Annotated in this window: 18 protein-coding genes; 3 read left to right on the forward strand and 15 right to left on the reverse strand. The window is 38.9% G+C overall.

Annotated features, from left to right (window positions below):
• Position 1: 1 nt before the first annotated feature.
• The 9 genes from M1D52_RS15740 to M1D52_RS15780 all read right to left on the reverse strand — a co-directional run bounded on the left by M1D52_RS15740 (position 2) and on the right by M1D52_RS15780 (position 7,699).
• Positions 2-1,198 carry a putative sugar nucleotidyl transferase gene (locus tag M1D52_RS15740; RefSeq protein ID WP_437392942.1) on the reverse strand — a complete coding sequence of 399 codons (1,197 nt, stop codon included), beginning with the start codon at positions 1,196-1,198 and terminating at the stop codon, positions 2-4.
• Between the two features lie 100 nt (positions 1,199-1,298).
• Positions 1,299-1,547 (reverse strand): type B 50S ribosomal protein L31, encoded by a 249-nt coding sequence (locus tag M1D52_RS15745; protein ID WP_013666308.1) that lies wholly within the window; start codon positions 1,545-1,547, stop codon positions 1,299-1,301.
• Between the two features lie 169 nt (positions 1,548-1,716).
• A complete protein-coding gene (locus M1D52_RS15750; RefSeq protein ID WP_437392943.1) occupies positions 1,717-2,796 on the reverse strand; it encodes a DUF3810 domain-containing protein in 1,080 nt (359 codons plus the stop codon).
• Between the two features lie 16 nt (positions 2,797-2,812).
• Complete coding sequence (locus tag M1D52_RS15755; protein WP_437392944.1) at positions 2,813-3,868, reverse strand: nucleoid-associated protein; 1,056 nt, start codon at positions 3,866-3,868, stop codon at positions 2,813-2,815.
• A gap of 32 nt (positions 3,869-3,900) precedes the next feature.
• Entirely contained in the window at positions 3,901-4,716 is an 816-nt protein-coding gene (locus M1D52_RS15760; protein WP_437392945.1) for an alpha/beta hydrolase, read from the reverse strand.
• An 11-nt stretch (positions 4,717-4,727) separates the two neighbouring features.
• Positions 4,728-5,630, reverse strand: coding sequence for a histone deacetylase family protein (locus M1D52_RS15765; RefSeq protein ID WP_437392946.1), 903 nt, complete (start codon positions 5,628-5,630; stop codon positions 4,728-4,730).
• Between the two features lie 75 nt (positions 5,631-5,705).
• The gene (locus tag M1D52_RS15770; protein WP_130857370.1) at positions 5,706-6,521 is read right to left on the reverse strand and encodes a hypothetical protein; all 816 of its coding nucleotides are present in this window, start codon (positions 6,519-6,521) and stop codon (positions 5,706-5,708) included.
• Between the two features lie 53 nt (positions 6,522-6,574).
• A complete protein-coding gene (locus M1D52_RS15775; RefSeq protein ID WP_437392947.1) occupies positions 6,575-7,048 on the reverse strand; it encodes a GAF domain-containing protein in 474 nt (157 codons plus the stop codon).
• 66 nt (positions 7,049-7,114) lie between these two features.
• Positions 7,115-7,699 (reverse strand): DUF4230 domain-containing protein, encoded by a 585-nt coding sequence (locus M1D52_RS15780; RefSeq protein WP_437363447.1) that lies wholly within the window; start codon positions 7,697-7,699, stop codon positions 7,115-7,117.
• A gap of 251 nt (positions 7,700-7,950) precedes the next feature.
• Between M1D52_RS15780 and M1D52_RS15785 the strand changes: the two genes are divergently transcribed.
• The 3 genes from M1D52_RS15785 to M1D52_RS15795 all read left to right on the forward strand — a co-directional run bounded on the left by M1D52_RS15785 (position 7,951) and on the right by M1D52_RS15795 (position 11,642).
• Entirely contained in the window at positions 7,951-8,493 is a 543-nt protein-coding gene (locus tag M1D52_RS15785) for a gluconate 2-dehydrogenase subunit 3 family protein (RefSeq protein WP_437392948.1), read from the forward strand.
• Positions 8,494-8,504: 11 nt separating this feature from the next.
• Entirely contained in the window at positions 8,505-10,220 is a 1,716-nt protein-coding gene (locus tag M1D52_RS15790; protein ID WP_437392949.1) for a GMC oxidoreductase, read from the forward strand.
• A 147-nt stretch (positions 10,221-10,367) separates the two neighbouring features.
• On the forward strand, positions 10,368-11,642 hold the full coding sequence (locus tag M1D52_RS15795) for a DUF6600 domain-containing protein (RefSeq protein ID WP_130857366.1): 1,275 nt from the start codon (positions 10,368-10,370) through the stop codon (positions 11,640-11,642).
• A 33-nt stretch (positions 11,643-11,675) separates the two neighbouring features.
• Here M1D52_RS15795 and M1D52_RS15800 read toward each other — a convergent pair whose 3' ends face one another.
• The 6 genes from M1D52_RS15800 to M1D52_RS15825 all read right to left on the reverse strand — a co-directional run bounded on the left by M1D52_RS15800 (position 11,676) and on the right by M1D52_RS15825 (position 18,154).
• Positions 11,676-12,263 (reverse strand): DUF4833 domain-containing protein, encoded by a 588-nt coding sequence (locus tag M1D52_RS15800; protein WP_013666298.1) that lies wholly within the window; start codon positions 12,261-12,263, stop codon positions 11,676-11,678.
• A gap of 8 nt (positions 12,264-12,271) precedes the next feature.
• Positions 12,272-12,703: a GtrA family protein gene (locus M1D52_RS15805; RefSeq protein ID WP_437392950.1), complete on the reverse strand. Its 432-nt coding sequence runs from the start codon at positions 12,701-12,703 to the stop codon at positions 12,272-12,274.
• Positions 12,687-13,442: a CDP-alcohol phosphatidyltransferase family protein gene (locus M1D52_RS15810; protein WP_437392951.1), complete on the reverse strand. Its 756-nt coding sequence runs from the start codon at positions 13,440-13,442 to the stop codon at positions 12,687-12,689. Before M1D52_RS15810 ends, M1D52_RS15805 begins: the two co-directional genes overlap by 17 nt.
• 75 nt (positions 13,443-13,517) lie before the next feature.
• A complete protein-coding gene (locus tag M1D52_RS15815) occupies positions 13,518-14,150 on the reverse strand; it encodes a sterol desaturase family protein (protein ID WP_013666295.1) in 633 nt (210 codons plus the stop codon).
• Positions 14,151-14,237: 87 nt separating this feature from the next.
• The gene (locus M1D52_RS15820; protein ID WP_130857363.1) at positions 14,238-16,814 is read right to left on the reverse strand and encodes a DUF5686 and carboxypeptidase-like regulatory domain-containing protein; all 2,577 of its coding nucleotides are present in this window, start codon (positions 16,812-16,814) and stop codon (positions 14,238-14,240) included.
• Between the two features lie 221 nt (positions 16,815-17,035).
• Complete coding sequence (locus M1D52_RS15825) at positions 17,036-18,154, reverse strand: hypothetical protein (protein ID WP_130857362.1); 1,119 nt, start codon at positions 18,152-18,154, stop codon at positions 17,036-17,038.
• Positions 18,155-18,177 lie beyond the last annotated feature (23 nt).

Raw genomic sequence — 18,177 nt, forward strand, 5'->3', positions numbered from 1 at the left:
ATTAAATTTTGTTATTTCTTTGTTTTATTGTTATCTCAAAAACCTTACGTAAGATGGATGCTTCAATAGGGTCAAATTTACAATTACGCCTAGCAAAAACCAACTCTGCGGTCTCAAACATTTTCTCTAATTCATAAACACCTGCATTTTCTCCCACGCCCCAAGAGAAATCGGGCACAAAGGTAGGTGGCACTTCGCCTCCAAAAATACTTGCAGCAACGCCAACTACTGTTCCGGTATTGAAAGCTGTATTAATAGCGCACTTTGCATGATCCGCCATTATCAATCCACAAAACTGCAAACCCGTGTTGCGGTAAGCATCCGTTCCGTAATGATATAGTTTTACGTTCTTATAGTTATTTTTTAAGTTTGAATTATTGGTATCTGCGCCCCAATTACACCACTCGCCCATAACACCACTGCCAAAGTATCCTTCATGTCCTTTGGATGAATTTCCCCAAATCAAACACGTATTTAATTCTCCCCCAACACGGCAACCCGGGCCAACAGTTACATTGCTGTATATCTTGGTACCTAATTTAACCTGCGAATTTTCTCCTAAAGAAAAAGGTCCACGAATCAAAGCCCCTTCCCATATTTCACTATTTCTCCCGATATAGACGGGTCCTTTCAGCGTGTTTATGGTACAACATTCAGCCGATGCACCTTCCTCCAGGAAAATGGCGTCACCCAGCAACTTAACTGTTGAACTTATATTTGCAGAAGTTCTTCCCTTGGTTAATAGGTTAAAATCTTTTATTATTTCCGCTCCATTTTGTAAAAAGATATCCTCCGGATAACGGATAGCAGTATAAGCCTGCCTATAAACAACCGGTTTATAAGCAGCAAAGTCATTGGCGCAAGCTTCAGCTAAAGCTCTTATATCTGTTTTTGCGGCTATAAATTGTTTGTTTTCAATTAACTTTTCACCTACTTTAAGCCCATCAAGTGCGGCACATAACGTTGCATCGGGGCAAATACCTCCATTAATGATCAAGACATCTCCCACTGTTATTGATAAAGGATATTTCAGTTGCAGATAGTCGGCGCTGAGATACGAAACCGATACGTTCATCCACCTCGTCCATTTTTCAGCAATAGTTAACGTTCCGACTCGGAAATCACCTACAGGTCTGGTTAAGCTTAAAGGATAGAGATTAACGCGTTGTTCAGGATTATCATATAAAACAATGTGCATAAATTCAAAAATTAGTGGTTTGGTGCTCCGTTAGTATAGGGCTAAAAATAAAAAAAGTCCCGATAAAATACCGAGACTCTGTTTTATTATTAAACCGATCTTACTTTTTATTGTAACGGTTACGGAACTTATCAATACGTCCTGCAGTATCGACCAATTTCATCTTACCAGTGTAGAATGGGTGCGAAGTGTGAGAGATTTCTAGTTTTACCAAAGGATATTCCTGACCATCTTCCCATTGGATAGTCTCTTTCGTGTCGATACAAGACTTAGTTATAAAGGCATAGTCGTTTGACATGTCCTTAAACACCACTAGTCTGTAGTTTGATGGATGCAAATCTTTCTTCATTATGATAACCGTTTACTAACATCTTGTCCCTTTGTCATTTTACAGCCGTGGTAAATAATATCAAGGGTTAACGATGTATATATTTTTTAATTGTTAATTTCGTTTAAGGCTGCAAAGATAGTTATTAAAACAAATCAAACAAAATATATCGACTAATTTTTCCACATTACTAAAAATCAGCCGCTATTTTTCTTTTCCACGCAATGAGCAGTTTGGTCATCCTACTGTATCGTTTTAAGCCCTCAGGCTGATTGTTTAGCTGCAGATATTCATTATAAAACTTGGAACTGGCATGGGTTAAAACACCATCGAACCGCCGCCAGTAAGCTTCTTCTTCCTTTGCATCATTCAATACAGCGGGATCAATCAATTTCAACATATTGAAATATGCATCTCTATCCTGAAAGGCGAGCTGGTTAAGCAACATAAAGACGGCATTATAATAGGCCGCGTATTGAAATAGCAGATCCTTGCTTTCAGTACACAATATAAATCCGATTAAATTAGCTTCGTCTTCAAAGCCAATACCGGCCTGATGACCAAGCTCATGGCAGGCTGTAAAGGGTTTTGAAAAGATCGGCATTGAGGTGTTTACTTGTGCTTCCTGAGTAAAAGGATTGAAATATCCCGCCACACCGGTATAATTTACTTGAAGATTTGTAATGGGACTTTTAATTGTTGGCAGATAACTAAAAATGTAGGGTTGGAGCGTACTATTGCTTGCTATAAGATTTTGAGCTTTTAGAAAAATTGCTTCGTTTGATATTTGCAGATCGGTTTCTTTCAATTGTTTCCTAAAAGAATTGGCCCTTTCGATACATAAAGCAGTAACTTCTAAAAGCTCACAAGATTCTCCGATTTCCATTTGCAGTCCCATCCTTTTTTCAAGCGGTAATCTGAAATAATTCATTCCCCAGAAAAGATAAAAGCAGACCATTAAAACAAAAACCATGTTTAGAGCCTTTAAAGCACGTACAAGAGCTGTCGAATAATTTTTTCGAAAAAGGTCGACAACTATTGTGATCAAAAAGACGAGAAAGACCAAAATGCCGAGAAGGTACAAGCAATCGCCTAAGCTAAAAGGAATCCATGCCGTTATAGATTGTCCGACAATAGCAAATACCGGGAACAGCTTCCCACTGTAGAATCGCTCTACGAGGCTATTATACGTTGATAGCCACCCAAAAAGAACCAGCACGGCAACGAGCACTGTACTTCGCCGAATTTGCTGAACGACTTTTTCCCCCATTCTTAAAACGCGCTAATTAGCTCTCTTGGTCAAAGTAGAGCTTATAAAAATGCTTGCCTCTTTCTTCATCAAAACCTTTCTCAATATATTCCCGTTTGCCGTGGATATAGACATGAAAATTTTTATCTAACTTTAAGATAGATTTGAAAATCTTCGATTCCTTTTTAACTGCTTGACCGGAAATTTCGAAACCGTCTCCTATTGTTAGGTCGTGCATCTCTTCAAAGTTTGCTTTATAATCTCTGAACATTGTGATAGCTGCCGGATTACCTAGTACTTCTTCTGTAAACTCATCTAGCTGAAAGACTTCCTTTTCTTTAAAATACGCGGCCGAACGATTTAACAGATCAATCTTGTCTGCCTTTTCCATTTCAAAGGCTTCTTCTAATTTCTCGTTTACAAAAGCTTTACAAACTTGCATTAGATTACCTGTCTGATGAAAACTGTCATTTCTGACAACTACTTGCATGAAGTCATCTTTCCAATAGACCGCCTCATTTTGTCGATTCGTTTGGTCTACCGCCAACACTTTGTAACCTTCTTCTTTTTCTGTATCAACAATTAAACAACCTTTATCCAATTTGTGTATGTTGATGGCTTCTTCTTCGTAATCTACCTTAAAAGCGCCATGCTCCGGATACACTTTTAAATAGGTTTCTTTCGTCTCCGATTTAAAGATGCCAACACCTCGAAGTCTCTCTCCTTCCAGCTGTACTTCTTCGAACTGCACGACATAGACCTCTCCTGCTTTTATTTTCGGATGGCTGGAAGACTCGTACAGATGCTTGGTAGCCTGCTGGCTCATTGAATGAAAGTCGAGCTCCCCTTCAAAGAATAGGTGCACAAAATGATAAAGTTCATTCAGCTCCCGTTCACCGCTATTATGGCTCAATCGATACACTTCATTCACTTTCTCGAAAGGCGTTAGAAAATATTGCATTAACAGTTTCTGCAATAGCTCGTCCTGAAGAGTTAACGGTTGTTCCGAAAGAATGTAATGCTCATCTAAGGCCTTATTTCCTACACGATGGATAGATAGTTGCGTTAAAGAAGCTTCAAAGAATGATAACATAGTTTTTTGATAAGACGAGGACAAAAATAGTATTATTCTTTTTTCAAGAAGAAACGATGCATAAATAACAGCTGATAAGCTATGCTGTTCGACCAATATTCCCAATTATGGGCACCAGGTCTCGTTATATAGTCGTGTTCTATATTTCTATCCATCATTTTCTTATGAAGCTGTTCATTAACGGTATAAAAAAAATCAGCCGTACCACAGTCGATAATAATAGCCAACTTATCAGGCATTAGCAGATGTAGTAAATTAGTAACGGTATGTTCTTCCCACGATTCGGGATGTTCCGACAGAGCCCCTAATCGTTTTGATAAATCCCAATTAGCAGGAAACGGCCGAATGTCAACGCCACCTGACATACTTCCTGCTGCACCAAATAAATCTTGGTGTCTGAATGCTAAATAAAGCGCCCCGTGCCCGCCCATGCTTAGTCCTGTAATTGCTCTGCCATTACGAGATCTTACCGTCTTATACTTCTGATCGATAAAGGGTATTAATTCCTTCACGATATAAGTTTCATACTTGAATTGCGGGTCAATTGGACTATCTAGGTACCAGCTGCTGAAACCACCATCCGGGCAAACAATGATGTATTGATAATTATCCGCTAGTTCTTGAATAGCCGGTACTTTTGTCACCCAGTCAGCGTAATTGCCACTGTATCCATGAAGCAAGTAGACAACGGGCAGCGCCTTTTCTCCATTATATACTCGTGGTGTTATAACAACTGCTTTGATCGTTTTCTTCATTGATCCACTTGTAGTAAGAACCGTATCAACTTTCGCAGCATAGGCTGTGAAGACAAGAAAATAAAAACTTAAGGATAAGAATATTCTATGCATAGGTGATAATTTTAATATAATTTATCGATAGCCGCTTTAAAGGTATTGCAATGAGCGTCAACAATATCTTTAATATGTGTGGAGTATCCACCTCCCATACTGACCTGTACAGGTACTCCGAAACGCCTACAATATTCAAAAACGATTTCATCTCTTATCTTGCATCCCGGTTTACTTAGCGATAGCCAACCTAATTTGTCTGTCTCCAGAACGTCCACCCCCGCCAAATAAAATACGAACTCAGGCTTCACCTGATTAAATAAGGCTTCTAAGTTCTTTTCAAGAATCCCTAAGTACTCTTCATCTCCCACACCCTCCGGTAAACCGATATCCAAATCGGAATGCTCTTTTCTAAACGGAAAATTACGTTGACAATGCATTGAAAAAGTAAAAACGCGTTGCTCACTTTTAAATATATCAGCCGTTCCATTTCCTTGATGCACGTCCAAATCTATTATCAATATTTTTTTCGCTTTCTTTTGCGATAAAAGATAATGAGCTCCAATAGCCTGATCGTTCAATAAGCAAAAGCCTTCTCCCCAATTGCTTCCGGCATGATGAGTACCACCGGCTATATTGAACGCAATTCCATCTTGTAAAGCATGGTCGCAACACTCAATAGTCCCCTGAACAATACTGATTTCCCTATATACCAGCAGTTTACTTAAAGAAAAACCTGTTCGCCTTATCTCTTTTGTGGAGAGATTGAGGTTTTTAAGTTTCTCCCAATAAGTGATTTGATGGGCCAACGTAATATAATGTTCGTCTACCTCATGAGGCCTAAAAAAAGCGTTTGGAAGTACGGTCCCCTCATATACAAGCTGTTCAGGTATTAATTCATATTTCAACATCGGAAAACGATGTCCGACAGGCACAGGATGAACATACAGTGGATCAAATGCAATCTTCAGCACTTTAATTTAATTGACAAACTTAAAAAGCACTAAAATAGTAAAATCGGTGAACTATAAAATAATTGGATCAGAATCTTACTTTCTGCTTAAAAAAGTACGCTTCTGTGTGTTGGAATAATTTAGAATGCTTCGTATAATAGCCAATAGTATAAGAATAATCCCAAACGCGCCTACATAAATTAACGAATGAAAATAAGGATCTGCCTCTTCAAATCGTTTCATTAAAATCCCGTATATGCCCCATATAATAATCAGCCCGTAAAATATGTTGTGCTTAAAATAGACAGTAACCGTTCCTAATACAGCTGCTGTCAGCAATAGAGCATAACTTACGTAAAGATCTACTGCCGGATTTGCTAGCCATCCTAAAGAAACCAACCATGCCGCAAAATTGGCTAAACAAGCAATCGTTATCCAGCCAAAATAGATACTCAAGGGTAATTGGGTAATAAAAAGTGAAAGTTTTCCCTTTTGGGGAATCAGCAATTGAAGGCGTTTGGCCATATAGTATAAAGTAAAAAGCTGAACCAGTAATAATACAAGTGATAACCCTGGTATATCGTTTAACCAAGTATATACCCAGGTTGCAATAGCCAGTTGATTGATGCTAAAAGAAAAGCCAATTTGGAAAACCTCTTGATTCGTTACAAATTGTTGCTGTTCCGAAAAAGCTTTTATCAAATGAACGATCAACATGAGGAACAGAGCGGTATAAATGACAGACCAAATAGAGAAAGTGAACGCGGCCGGTGTTATTCCGGATTCATATTTAGCAGACATTTCGCCCATCGTGTATCCACCGATGTCTCGTGTTTGGCCTAACATGGATATTAGAAATGCGAAGCAATAACTAATGAAATTAATAATCGCCAACTGCCTAATGTAACGCATAACAAAGAGTCTTTTATACGCTAACAAACAGACCGGCAGAAAGTTCAAATGGTTTACGGTAAAAGGGCAAGTAATTGTACCAGGTATTTCTCGTCTATTTCATCAAAATCAGCCAATCGTTCACTATCAATATCAAGCACACCGATAACATCCCCACCCTGTCGCCTTACAGGCAATACAATTTCTGATTTTGAATAGGAACTACAGGCGATATGGCCGGGAAACTGATCTACGTCAGGTACAATCAATACACGGTTCTCTTTCCAAGCTGTGCCGCAAACACCCTTACCCATTTGTATACGTGTGCACGCTACCGGCCCTTGAAATGGTCCCAACACTAATTCATTATTTTTAATTAGGTAAAAGCCGACCCAAAAAAAATTGAATTGTGCTTTAAGTGCCGCGGCCATATTTGCCAAATTGGCTATTAAATCTTGTTCGCCTTCTAGCAAGGCCTCTACCTGTGGTAACAAAGATTGATATTGACTCTCTTTTGTGCCTTTCGCTATAACTAAATCTTCTGCCATGTTTGTTTTTGCTTTCTTTTCGGCACGAAATTATTTATTTTATGCTGCTTTCCCTAGAGAGGACTGCTATCTAAAAGCAATATTTATCTTAGCCCCTGTTATATTCTCAATCATTGGTTTAAAAATAATAGAAGCATTTTCTTTCGTCTTACCTAAAACATTCATCTCCTGCGCATTTTTCAGCAAGCGCTGCTCCGCCAATTGATAAATACCTTCAACTAGATTCTGCGTATCACCCGGTAACCACGCTCCCGAGATATCATAAACTTTGGATCGCTTATGATCCAAACGCACATAACAGATCTCGGGTTCAGGCAAATAGATAGTTACCGAATCCGAGCCATTTCTAATAATATCTTCTTTCTTTACTTTTCTCAAGTCTATACAACCGGCCACCTCTCCTACCGCTATGAAAAGCACGCGCTGATCGGGAAAAAAATAACGTAATTCTTTTCGTTCAAGGACATCCTTCATTGAATATTTAACCAGCTCTAATTTGCCAATATCGGTAATGCGCTCAACCATTACATCGTCCGCCACCTGTATTTTTGAAGGTCCCAGATCAAATTTGTAATAGATAAACCACCCCGATACTAGAAGTACGGCAATTAGCAACAAAATAACGATAGTAGAAATTGTTTTCCTCAACATACTTTTTAATGCTTGAACAATTGTTAACCTAAAAGGTTTAATAACGCATTAGCAATCATATCTCTTGTGACTATAGGATTGCATTATCCCGCCGCCATACAGTTTATAACTTATCCAGCTCTGTAAAACCGTTTTAGTAAAAAAGAAAAATGAATAAATCTACAAGCGCAATTTCTTTCTTAGCATATTTATCACTAATATTGAATTCAATATAACTTCAGAAAGCTAAACTAGACTACACTATAAATCGGATGAAAAGAAGAGCAGCAATCAAAAGCCTTTTTATCATAGCAGGAGGTATTGCTATTTTACCGTCCTGTTCGGGAGAGGCTGGAAAAGCATCCATTCAGTTGAACAACTTGGATATCAATGCTAAGCAAGAGGATCTGTTAGCTGAGATTACAGAAACAATACTTCCTAAAACAGAAACCTTCGGATCCAAAGAGCTGAATTTACATCTCTTTGTGTTAAAAATGGTGGATGATTGCCACAATAAAGTGGATCGAGATAGCTTTGTCAAAGGACTTGATCGCATAGATATCCTGGCAAAAGAAAAATTTTCAAAAGAATTTACAGTATTATCAGCTCAACAACGCACAAAGTTATTACAATACATAGCAAGTAGTGAAAAGGAAACCGATGAACAACGTTTTTACGATATTACAAAAAAACGAACAATTCAGGGTTTCTTAAACTCTCAATATGTAATGAAAGATCTGAAGCAATATGAACTGATTCCCGGGAGATATAATGGGTATGCCAAAGTAGAAGAATCAACTGATACATTAAGCTAAAGGAAGTACAAATGTCAAACATAAATATTGATAGCATAAAGGAACGTACATTTGATGCTATTGTTATCGGCTCCGGAATCAGCGGGGGCTGGTCAGCCAAAGAATTAACGGAAAAAGGGTTAAAAACGCTGGTGTTAGAACGTGGAAAAGATGTCAAACATGTGGTAGATTACCCCACCACCAACATGTATCCTTATGAATTTGAACACCGGGGCGAGGTTCCTTTAGCAATCCAAGAAGCGGCACCTATCGTAAATAGATGTTATGCTTTTCGGGAGGATGCTATGCATTTTTTCGTAAAAGATAACGAGCATCCATATGTACAGGAAAAACCTTTTGATTGGATCCGAGGCTATCAGGTGGGCGGAAAGTCTCTTTTGTGGGCACGACAAACGCAACGGTGGTCCGACTATGATTTTGAAGGCCCTGCTAGAGACGGTTTCGCAGTAGACTGGCCAATCCGATACAAAGATCTAGCGCCATGGTATAGCTATGTCGAAAAATTTGCCGGCATTTCCGGAAATCGAGATGGTCTAAAAGAGCTACCGGATGGTGAATTTCTTCCTGCCTATCCACTAAATGCTGTTGAGGATTATTTTAAGGGTGTCTTACAAAAGAAATATCGCGGCCGACATGTTATCAGTGCACGTTGTGCGCACTTGTCTAAACCCAACCCCATCCATATAGAACAAGGTCGGGTACAATGCCAAAACCGGGTTCTTTGCCAACGTGGATGTCCGTTCGGCGGTTATTTTAGCAGTAATGCTTCCACGCTTCCATGGGCACAAAAAACTGGGAACCTAACATTACGTCCATTCTCAGTCGCCCATTCCATCATTTATGATGAAGAGAAAGGTAAAGCAATAGGAGTCAAAGTTATCGATGCGAACACAAAAGAGGAAATAGATTATTTTGCAAAGATCATTTTTGTCAATGCAGCCGCCCTAAATACAAACCTTATTCTCCTAAATTCGACGTCAAACCGCTTTCCAAATGGTTTAGGTAATGACAGTGGCCTATTGGGAAAATATGTAGCCTTTCATAACTACAGCGCAAGGATCAGTGCCGAATACGATGGAATGAAAGAATATAAAACAGATGGGAGAAATCCAGCCGGTGGTGGCTATATTCCGAGATTTAGGAATGTTCATAAGCAGGAAACGGATTTTATTAGAGGATATGCAGCAGGATTTTCCGCTTACCGGTCACCTAATCGCGATATGTCGGGTTTAGGAGTAGATCTCAAGGAACAACTATTAAACGCTAAACCGGGCTCTTGGCGTGTTGGGTCTCATATGATGGCTGAAACCATTCCGAAAGAATCAAATTATGTAGCTTTAGACAGTGATAAAAAGGACGCTTGGGGCATTCCGCTGCTTAAAATAGCTGTTGATTATGATGAAAATGATGCAAAAATGAAAGCGGATTACATTGAGCAAATGACCGAAATGTTTACTACCGCCGGTTTCACCAATATACAAGCAAATACAGCCGGACAAGCGCCTGGCTTAGATATCCATGAAATGGGTGGGGTACGGATGGGAAGAGATCCCAAGACTTCTTTGCTCAATAAATGGAATCAGCTTCACCATTGCAAAAATGTTTTTGTTACAGATGGAGCGTGCATGACTTCCACATCTACTCAGAACCCATCGCTTACCTACATGGCTTTCTCAGCTAGAGCGGTTGATTTTGCTGTTAATGAAATGAAAAAAAATAACCTGTAAAAAAATTTGTTGGGGCACGTCGCCTTATATTGCAGCGCTTCTGCCCTAACAGATCATCTCTCCTCCATTGGCTACTTTTAAACCTTCCTGAAAACTTTCTGTCATAGTACTAAAGAAAATAATTTCGTAAGGTTAAAAAAGCAGACGATGAAAACACTGAATAATATACGCATATTACTTTTTTCCCTTAGCTTTATATTTATTGTTGGCTTTGGTAAAAAAGTAAATGCACAACCTGGAATAACTGTATCATTCCAGCAGTTTTACGACGAACTTTCGCCCTATGGAGAATGGATCGATGATCCTGACTACGGATATATATGGGTACCGAATGTCGATCCCGATTTCCAACCTTATGCAACCAACGGCAGATGGGTAATGACGGATTATGGTAATACCTGGGTATCTAATTATGATTGGGGCTGGGCACCATTTCACTATGGAAGATGGAACTATAATAGACGATTTGGATGGTGCTGGGTACCTGGTTATGAATGGGGGCCCGCATGGGTAAGTTGGCGATCAGGAGGTGGTTACTATGGCTGGGCTCCCTTAGGCCCCGGTGTAAGCATCGGTATAAACATTAACATTCCCTCTTCATACTGGATTTTTGTTCCGCAACGCTATATCTTAAGTACTTCCATACACCGCTATTACGCCCCGAGAAGAACCGTTGTAAACGTTTATAACAGAACAACGATCATTAACAATACCTATGTATATAATAACCACCGATATTATTCCGGTCCAAGAAGAAGTGATATTCAACGCATCACGCGATCTTCTGTACCGGTACATCGTATAAGTAACGCAAGTAGACCAGGGTCAGGAAGAATAACAGGTCGGTCGCTGGAAATCTATCGACCAAATGTAAGTAGAAGCAATCAGGCAAGACCAGCTAGGATAACTTCCGCTGACAACATTCGGTCGAGTGCAAATAGATCGAATGATAGAAAGACCGATAACTTTAGGGGAGGATCAACGACTAGGCCATCTAGTCGAAACGGAAATATAGCGAATCGGGCATCGGGTCGTATAGAGAGAAGTCCATATATTAACGGAAATGAGAAGACCGAAAGACCAAATCGTTCGAGCGTTGGGCCGTCAAGAAATCCTAGTAGCGAAACTCGAATAAGGGAAAATCGCTCGCGCATACAAGAGGCGCCAAATAACATAGAACGACCTGGAAGAGTGAGAAGCAGTGCCGGCAGTGCCCGATCTAACGGAGACAATGCACCAGGCGTAAGGCGTTCTGAAAGACAACAGCACACACGACCAAGTGGCCCTTCCAGAATGCCAAGAAATGAGCAACCACGGATCCAGAGGAGTGAACAACCGCGATCGAACGCTCCCTCAAGGAGTGAAAGGCCCTCTAGAGGCCAAGATCGCCCGGAAAGAATTTCAAGAAATATCAGAGGATAAAAAACAGAAGGCCCGAATATCGGGCCTTCCTATTTAGGGTTTAAATCGTTCAAGTATACGTTTGCCGGTTTTAACCTCAATACCTTTTAGCTCAATATATTTAACGTCAGGCTTCCAAAAAGTTCCGCCATCACCGATTCGGATAAATATTCTCTCAAGTACGGATTCCTTACCATCAATATTTGCGTAGACACGATAGCTTCCTTTTGCGTCCTTCTTTAATTTCAGTGGTAACTTGCTATATGCAACGGAACGAACGTCATAGCTACCATCGTTCAATTTTTTCGTATTAATACCGTAAGCAAATTTTCGCTGAATAAAATTTAATTCCTTTCGTATGCCCCCTTCCGGATAACGGATCCAAAAAGCATGAATCGGGCTACCTAAATCGAGTCGACCACCTTTATCCACATTTAACGCATAACAAATGGTATTTGTGTTGGGGTCCCGCTGTATATAAAACAGCAAATGTTCCACATCCTTAGGTATAGGAAATGAATCGACATAAGCATGCGTATCTTCATATGCTGCCGTAGAAGCATAAGTATTGGGCGAGTATGTTGCCAGCCCAACACCCAAAAGAAGTGCATAAAACAATGATTTAACTATATTTATTTTCATAAAGATATTTATCTGATCTGGTTATTAGGAGGCATTTTTTTAAAAATCCAATAACGCTGCAATGTGTAGTTAAAACCAATCGACACTAAGATATCTACTAACACCCGGCTCATCCTATAATCAATTTGCCCAATCTCGGTAACCAAAAAGGTGCCGGATGATTTCAACAGAATACTTCCACCTACCATCGAAGCAAACTTTAACAGTTGGATAAGTATTCCCTCATTTCTTGCCCTTGTTTCTTTTCCACTAAATGTCCAGTTTCGGTTGACTGTAAAATTAACAAGAGCGCCTATTATTCCACCAATAACAATTGAAATAGTATAATGTATGTACAATAATTCCGTACATAAAATCATCGCTCCATAATCGACCAAACCACCTAAAAAAGCCGAAAACTGAGCCTTGGCAAACACATAGAGACTACTTTTCCTTAACATTAGGGGAAGTGCTTTTTACCGCCCGCTCCGCTATATCACGGGTATCACCCAAACGCAGTAATTTTCTGGTGTCAACTAGGTTAACAATAAATAAAATGACAACTACTAGAGCCGAAAACACGTTAACAGCTCCTGCATACAACACTTCCAAAATAAAGATTAGGCTAATAATTCCTCTAATTTCGGTGGGCCCAACGGTACCTGCATCAATGGTATATTTATCCGTAATCTTATAGCGCAGTTGTGTTATAATCATCGCCCACCCATATAAGGCTACGAAAAAATAGGATAAAAGCTCATAGCCTTCTCCTAAATAAATAATAAAACCAAGCCCCATAATAACGGTATTGATCCAGTCCATTATAATATCCAAGGAGAATCCATACCATTTTCTCGGAATGTTACGATAATAAGCAATTCGGCCATCGAGTGAATCTCCAAACCAGTTGACGAACAAACCGAGAACTCCTAATAAAAGATAAGAACGATCGAGGTAACTTGCAAGTACAAAACCTCCCAAAACCATTACCCCTCCAAGGAACCCAATACCAGTCAGTATATTAGGTGTTATAAAATTCGGGATCTTCGTAACTAAATAAGAGATCGCACGTTGCTCAACACTTCTTAGAAGGTTAGTACGCTTTCTATCTTTAAAAAGACTCGCTTTTTTTCGATTTTCTTCTTGCACCTGATCATGCTTTTTTTCAAGCATGTCATCAGTCGTTTTATTTCCTTTCATAAGTTCATATCAATCACACAATGCTCAAAAGCATTCATGAACGGCTGTTTTTAACAGTTGCAGGAAGTCGCTTAGCTATTTCGCCTTTTTTCTTTTTTCAAAATTAGAACCGAAAATGAAATCCCATAACGGAGAACTTACGCCATATCCTTTGTCGGCATCCTGGTAATGGTGCAGCATGTGGTGCTGTTTTATTCGTTTCATAATGCCGCTTTTGAAATTATAATGATGCATGGCATAGTGACCAATATCATAAAAAAGATATCCGACAATAAACCCGGGAAAAAACGCAGCCATCTGAATATTACTAAAGAACAACGTAAACAAGTAATATAGGGCCAAAGCAAGCGGAATACTAACGGATGGTGGCATTACCAATCTTAATTTATCCATCGGATAGTCATGATGCACACCATGAAAGATGAAATGCAGCCGTTCCATGATTTTTCCCTTAGGGGGCAAATGAAAAACGAAGCGGTGCATGACATACTCTGTAAATGTCCAAACAAATAGGCCGATAGCAAAATATCCTAAGTAAAATCCAATAGATACATTATAAGTCGCAAATGCTTTCCAAGAGAAATAAACAATAACCGGCACAAATAATATCAAAGGCACCGTAAAATGCACCTTTGTTAGCGGTTCAAGCAAGTTGCTCTTAAACATCCTTACTGATTCCTGCGAGTTAGAAACATAATTCTTTGCCATGATAATTCGCTTGATAATATAACTTATCGGTTCGTGTAAGAGCCGACAAGAATAGACAAAAATAAACAAAAAAGCGTCGTAAAACGATTAAAAATCAAATTTAACCCGCGCTCGTATACCCCATTCGGAAACATTTGGGTTTTCCAAATATGTAAATCTTCTAATTAAATCGACTCGAACCAATTTAAAGATATTAGCGATGCCGACACTTCCTTCAATATAAGGTTTACTTCCTAAGGTATACGTAATAGGTAAGCCGTTTTCATCCATTGAAAATTTATACACTGAATTGTTATAGTTCGGATTGTTTTCATTTCTTAAACCGCCCCACAACCCTTTAAAGCTGACTACCTCGCGCCACTTCAAACGCTTAAGTAACGGAATCTTATTGAAAATAAAACCATTAAGATAATACTGTACATTAACAGCCGCATAATGATCACTCACAAACTCAAGGAAATTCATTAAGTTATAAGAATTCAATTGGTACGCATACGTCTGATTCGCCCGATGAATAGCTAAGAGCGGAAAAGGAATGTTCTCACCAAAAATATATCCACCTTCCAATGTGACATCAGAATAACCAAATTGCGATAAATAAACTCGTTTAAAGATATTGGCACTAAAGTTATGATAGTCATTAGTACTATTGAAAACGTTCTTTAAGCCCATATTATATCGCAGTGTGAATATTGGATATTTATTGAATATAGGGATACGATAAACCTTACCTTGATAGAATTGTTCGTTTGGAGCATAACGGAGCTCGACATTTACTTCCGATGATGTCAGTTCATTCACATTAACTAGATTGCCATTAGCATCTTCGCGCTGATAAATCAACACGCCCGCGGGGCGTTGACGCCAATGTGTAAAGCCGACTTTATAGGAAAATCTGCTTGGCAGCTCATGTACATATTCGAACTTTGCAATATCATTATAAAGCCATCTATTATTATCACCCCGTTTGAATGAGAGTAAGAAATTGTCTTCCTGGACAAATTGCAACTCCTGTCCCGGAATTTTGGTATCGTGTTGATAGCTCGCTTTGAAATAATGTAATGGAAAGGAATATACCGACTTGTTATTAAGTGAGTAAGTGGCACTCAAAAAATATTTCCATTTTTTATCCCGGAAACCGTAAGCGCCATAAGTTTCAAAGAACATCCTTTTACTGAGATCCGTGGTAGTCCGACCGCCCAAGCGTAATCGGAACCCTTCCACCGGATTAAAGCTATAAAAGGTGCTTGCCGGTCCCATTTCAAACTTACCAAATGACTTATACCCTGCTAATAGCACGGTTCCCCAATCCATAATACGCCGAAACGACTTAATCGTTTGAAGGGTATCCACATTCTTGTATATACCGACTTCACGTAATTCAAGAGGCATATGGCGTACGCCTTTCCAATATTCTTCTGTAGTTTTCACCTCCGGATTATAGGCAATTTCTTCATCCGGGCCTTTATAAATACTATCCGGTTGTGACTGCCCGATTAAATATTTTTGAAAAGATACAGTTCGCTCCCCTAATATACCACCTCCTTTATCTCCCAAAGCGAATTCCATTGTAAGTGTGCTTTTACTTAAATGATACCGACCGTCAGGATTTTTGCTATATTCAAGTTTTGCCTGTAAATCCCGCATAAAGTTTAGATTGATATCTTTATTTACCGTCAGGTAGGCATTCTGTACGGCATAATTACCATCTAACGTGATAAATAATTTCCCTTCAAACAACATATCTGCTTTATTGCGGGGCACGAAACTCAACTCGACTAACCATGGCTTTTCCGTTTTTACAGTATCGCTGATAAAGAACTTATAAAAAGTAGGGGAATTATTTGCGATAGGACTCAAAAACAAATTGGTTGTGATAGAAATATCGTTATCGTAAATATTGATATCCTCGTACAATCGATGCAGATAATTACTTACCCCATCATTATCAATAAAATGTGGGTCGAACTCTGCTTTCTTATCGGCAAGAATATACCGCTTTTTCTTATAAGGATTTTTACGGAAATAAATGTTTGACAATTTCTCTTCCATATAAGCAGGAAGCACGTTTTTCCCCCCAATGGCGTTAGAATCTTGCTCTGCGAATAAAAATTGATAATTTCTAAATATACGTTTTTCTTTAAATTTATCAGACAGATTACTTAATGCCATTGATAGTTTGCTGTATTCCTCAAATTGAACGAAATCATAATTTTCCATTTGATTCTCCTTCTTATGAGCGATTACCTGTCTTATCAGTTCAACTGCCGGATTATTTTTATTTCTATACCTACCTTTCTTGCCGGTAACAACCACTTCATTTAGCATTCTGGCATCCACTTTCATCTGGACATTTACGACTTGGTCCTCTCCTGGTTTAATATCTTTCTCTACCGTAACGTATCCTATATACGCAAATCTAAGTTTCGAATAATTACCGTCTATCTTGATACTAAAATGGCCTTCATCGTCAGCTGAAGTTCCAATCGTGGTTCCAGGTATTAAAATACTTACATAAGGAAGTGTTTCTTTTGTTGCAGCATCAGTTATCACACCGCGTACGATAGTCGTTTGCGCATGAACCTGCCAGCCAAGTAACACGAAAAAAAACAATAAACAAAAACGGGTATATTTTTTGTGGATCTTTGCGATATTTACTTTCACTTCTTAATTCAATTAGTTTAGATGTGTAACACCTAATTTACACTGCAAAATAAAGGATTTCATTTAAGACTATTGTGGTCAAAAAGTCAAAAATTGGAGCCTTCACAACAGAGATTCACTTATTTAACAAGAAAATAAAATACTATTTCTACATCTCTGTAAATCAGAACAAGCTTATGCAGAAAGATAAATTACCATCAAAGATGATAAAAGAATCAACGCTAAATTACTTTTTCAAATAAGCGATATCGCTTGTATTGTTGACCGTTTATTTGCTCAATAGCATGATTCATTAGGTAATTGTCTTCCAACATCCAGGAACATTCGGCGTACTCAACTTTCGTACCTTCGGCGTTCTTGATTAATGTTCCGTATAGGCAAGCTTCAATACCCATTTTGCGATAGCCGTCGATAACACCCAGTAATAATACACGTACACCTGTTACCTTTTTCAGCCCAAATAATAATTTAAAAATTCCTGTGGGGAAAAGCCGGCCACGTTTTATCTTAATCAATATTTGGTTGATATCCGGAATGCCTAGCGCAAATCCAACCATTTTATCTCCCTGTTCCGCAATAATGCAATATTTGGGGTCTAGAATTAATGATAAATCTTTAGCTAAAAAGTTGAACTCTTCATCAGTCATAGGTACAAAGCCAAGATTCTTATCCCAAGCACTATTATAAAGCGCTTTAATCTTAGGAATTTCTCGCTTCAGATTTTTCTTGTCAATCTGTCTGATCTTTATATCGCTTCTTTTCAATCGGTTTTCCAACGCACCCAGCAATCGCACAGATCGGTCGTTCAAATTATTCCGAATAACAAGATAAGCTAATAAGTCCGTAAACTTTTTCAAGCCAGATGCCAGTAATAACTTTTCGTAGTATGACTTATTATAAGGCATCATAGCCACCGGTGGTCGATCAAACCCTTGCACCAAAAGTCCACAAGAGTCGTTGGTTGATAAGTTTATCGGCCCAATTAACCGGTTAGCTCCCTTTTCTTTAAGCCAAGCGATACTGTGTGATAACAGGGTGTCTACAACAACCTGATCATCTATGGCATCAAAAAAACCAAAGAAGCCATCATTCGCTTGTGTAAAGGCGTTATGATTTGTATTATAAATGGCAGCAATCCGCCCTACAATTCGCTCACCTTCGTAAGCCAAGAACAATTGGATAAATGAATGATCATGAAATGGATGTTTCCCCGGCGTGAGCATGTCACGCTGGGCGATAAACAGTTCCGGCACATAGTTCTTGTCATTCTTGTATAAATCGTGAGGAAAATCTATAAAGGATTTTAATTGACTCTTGGACGAAACGTTAACTACCTTCATGTAAAATAAATGCTATACCTATC

This window comes from Olivibacter sp. SA151 (assembly GCF_054130995.1).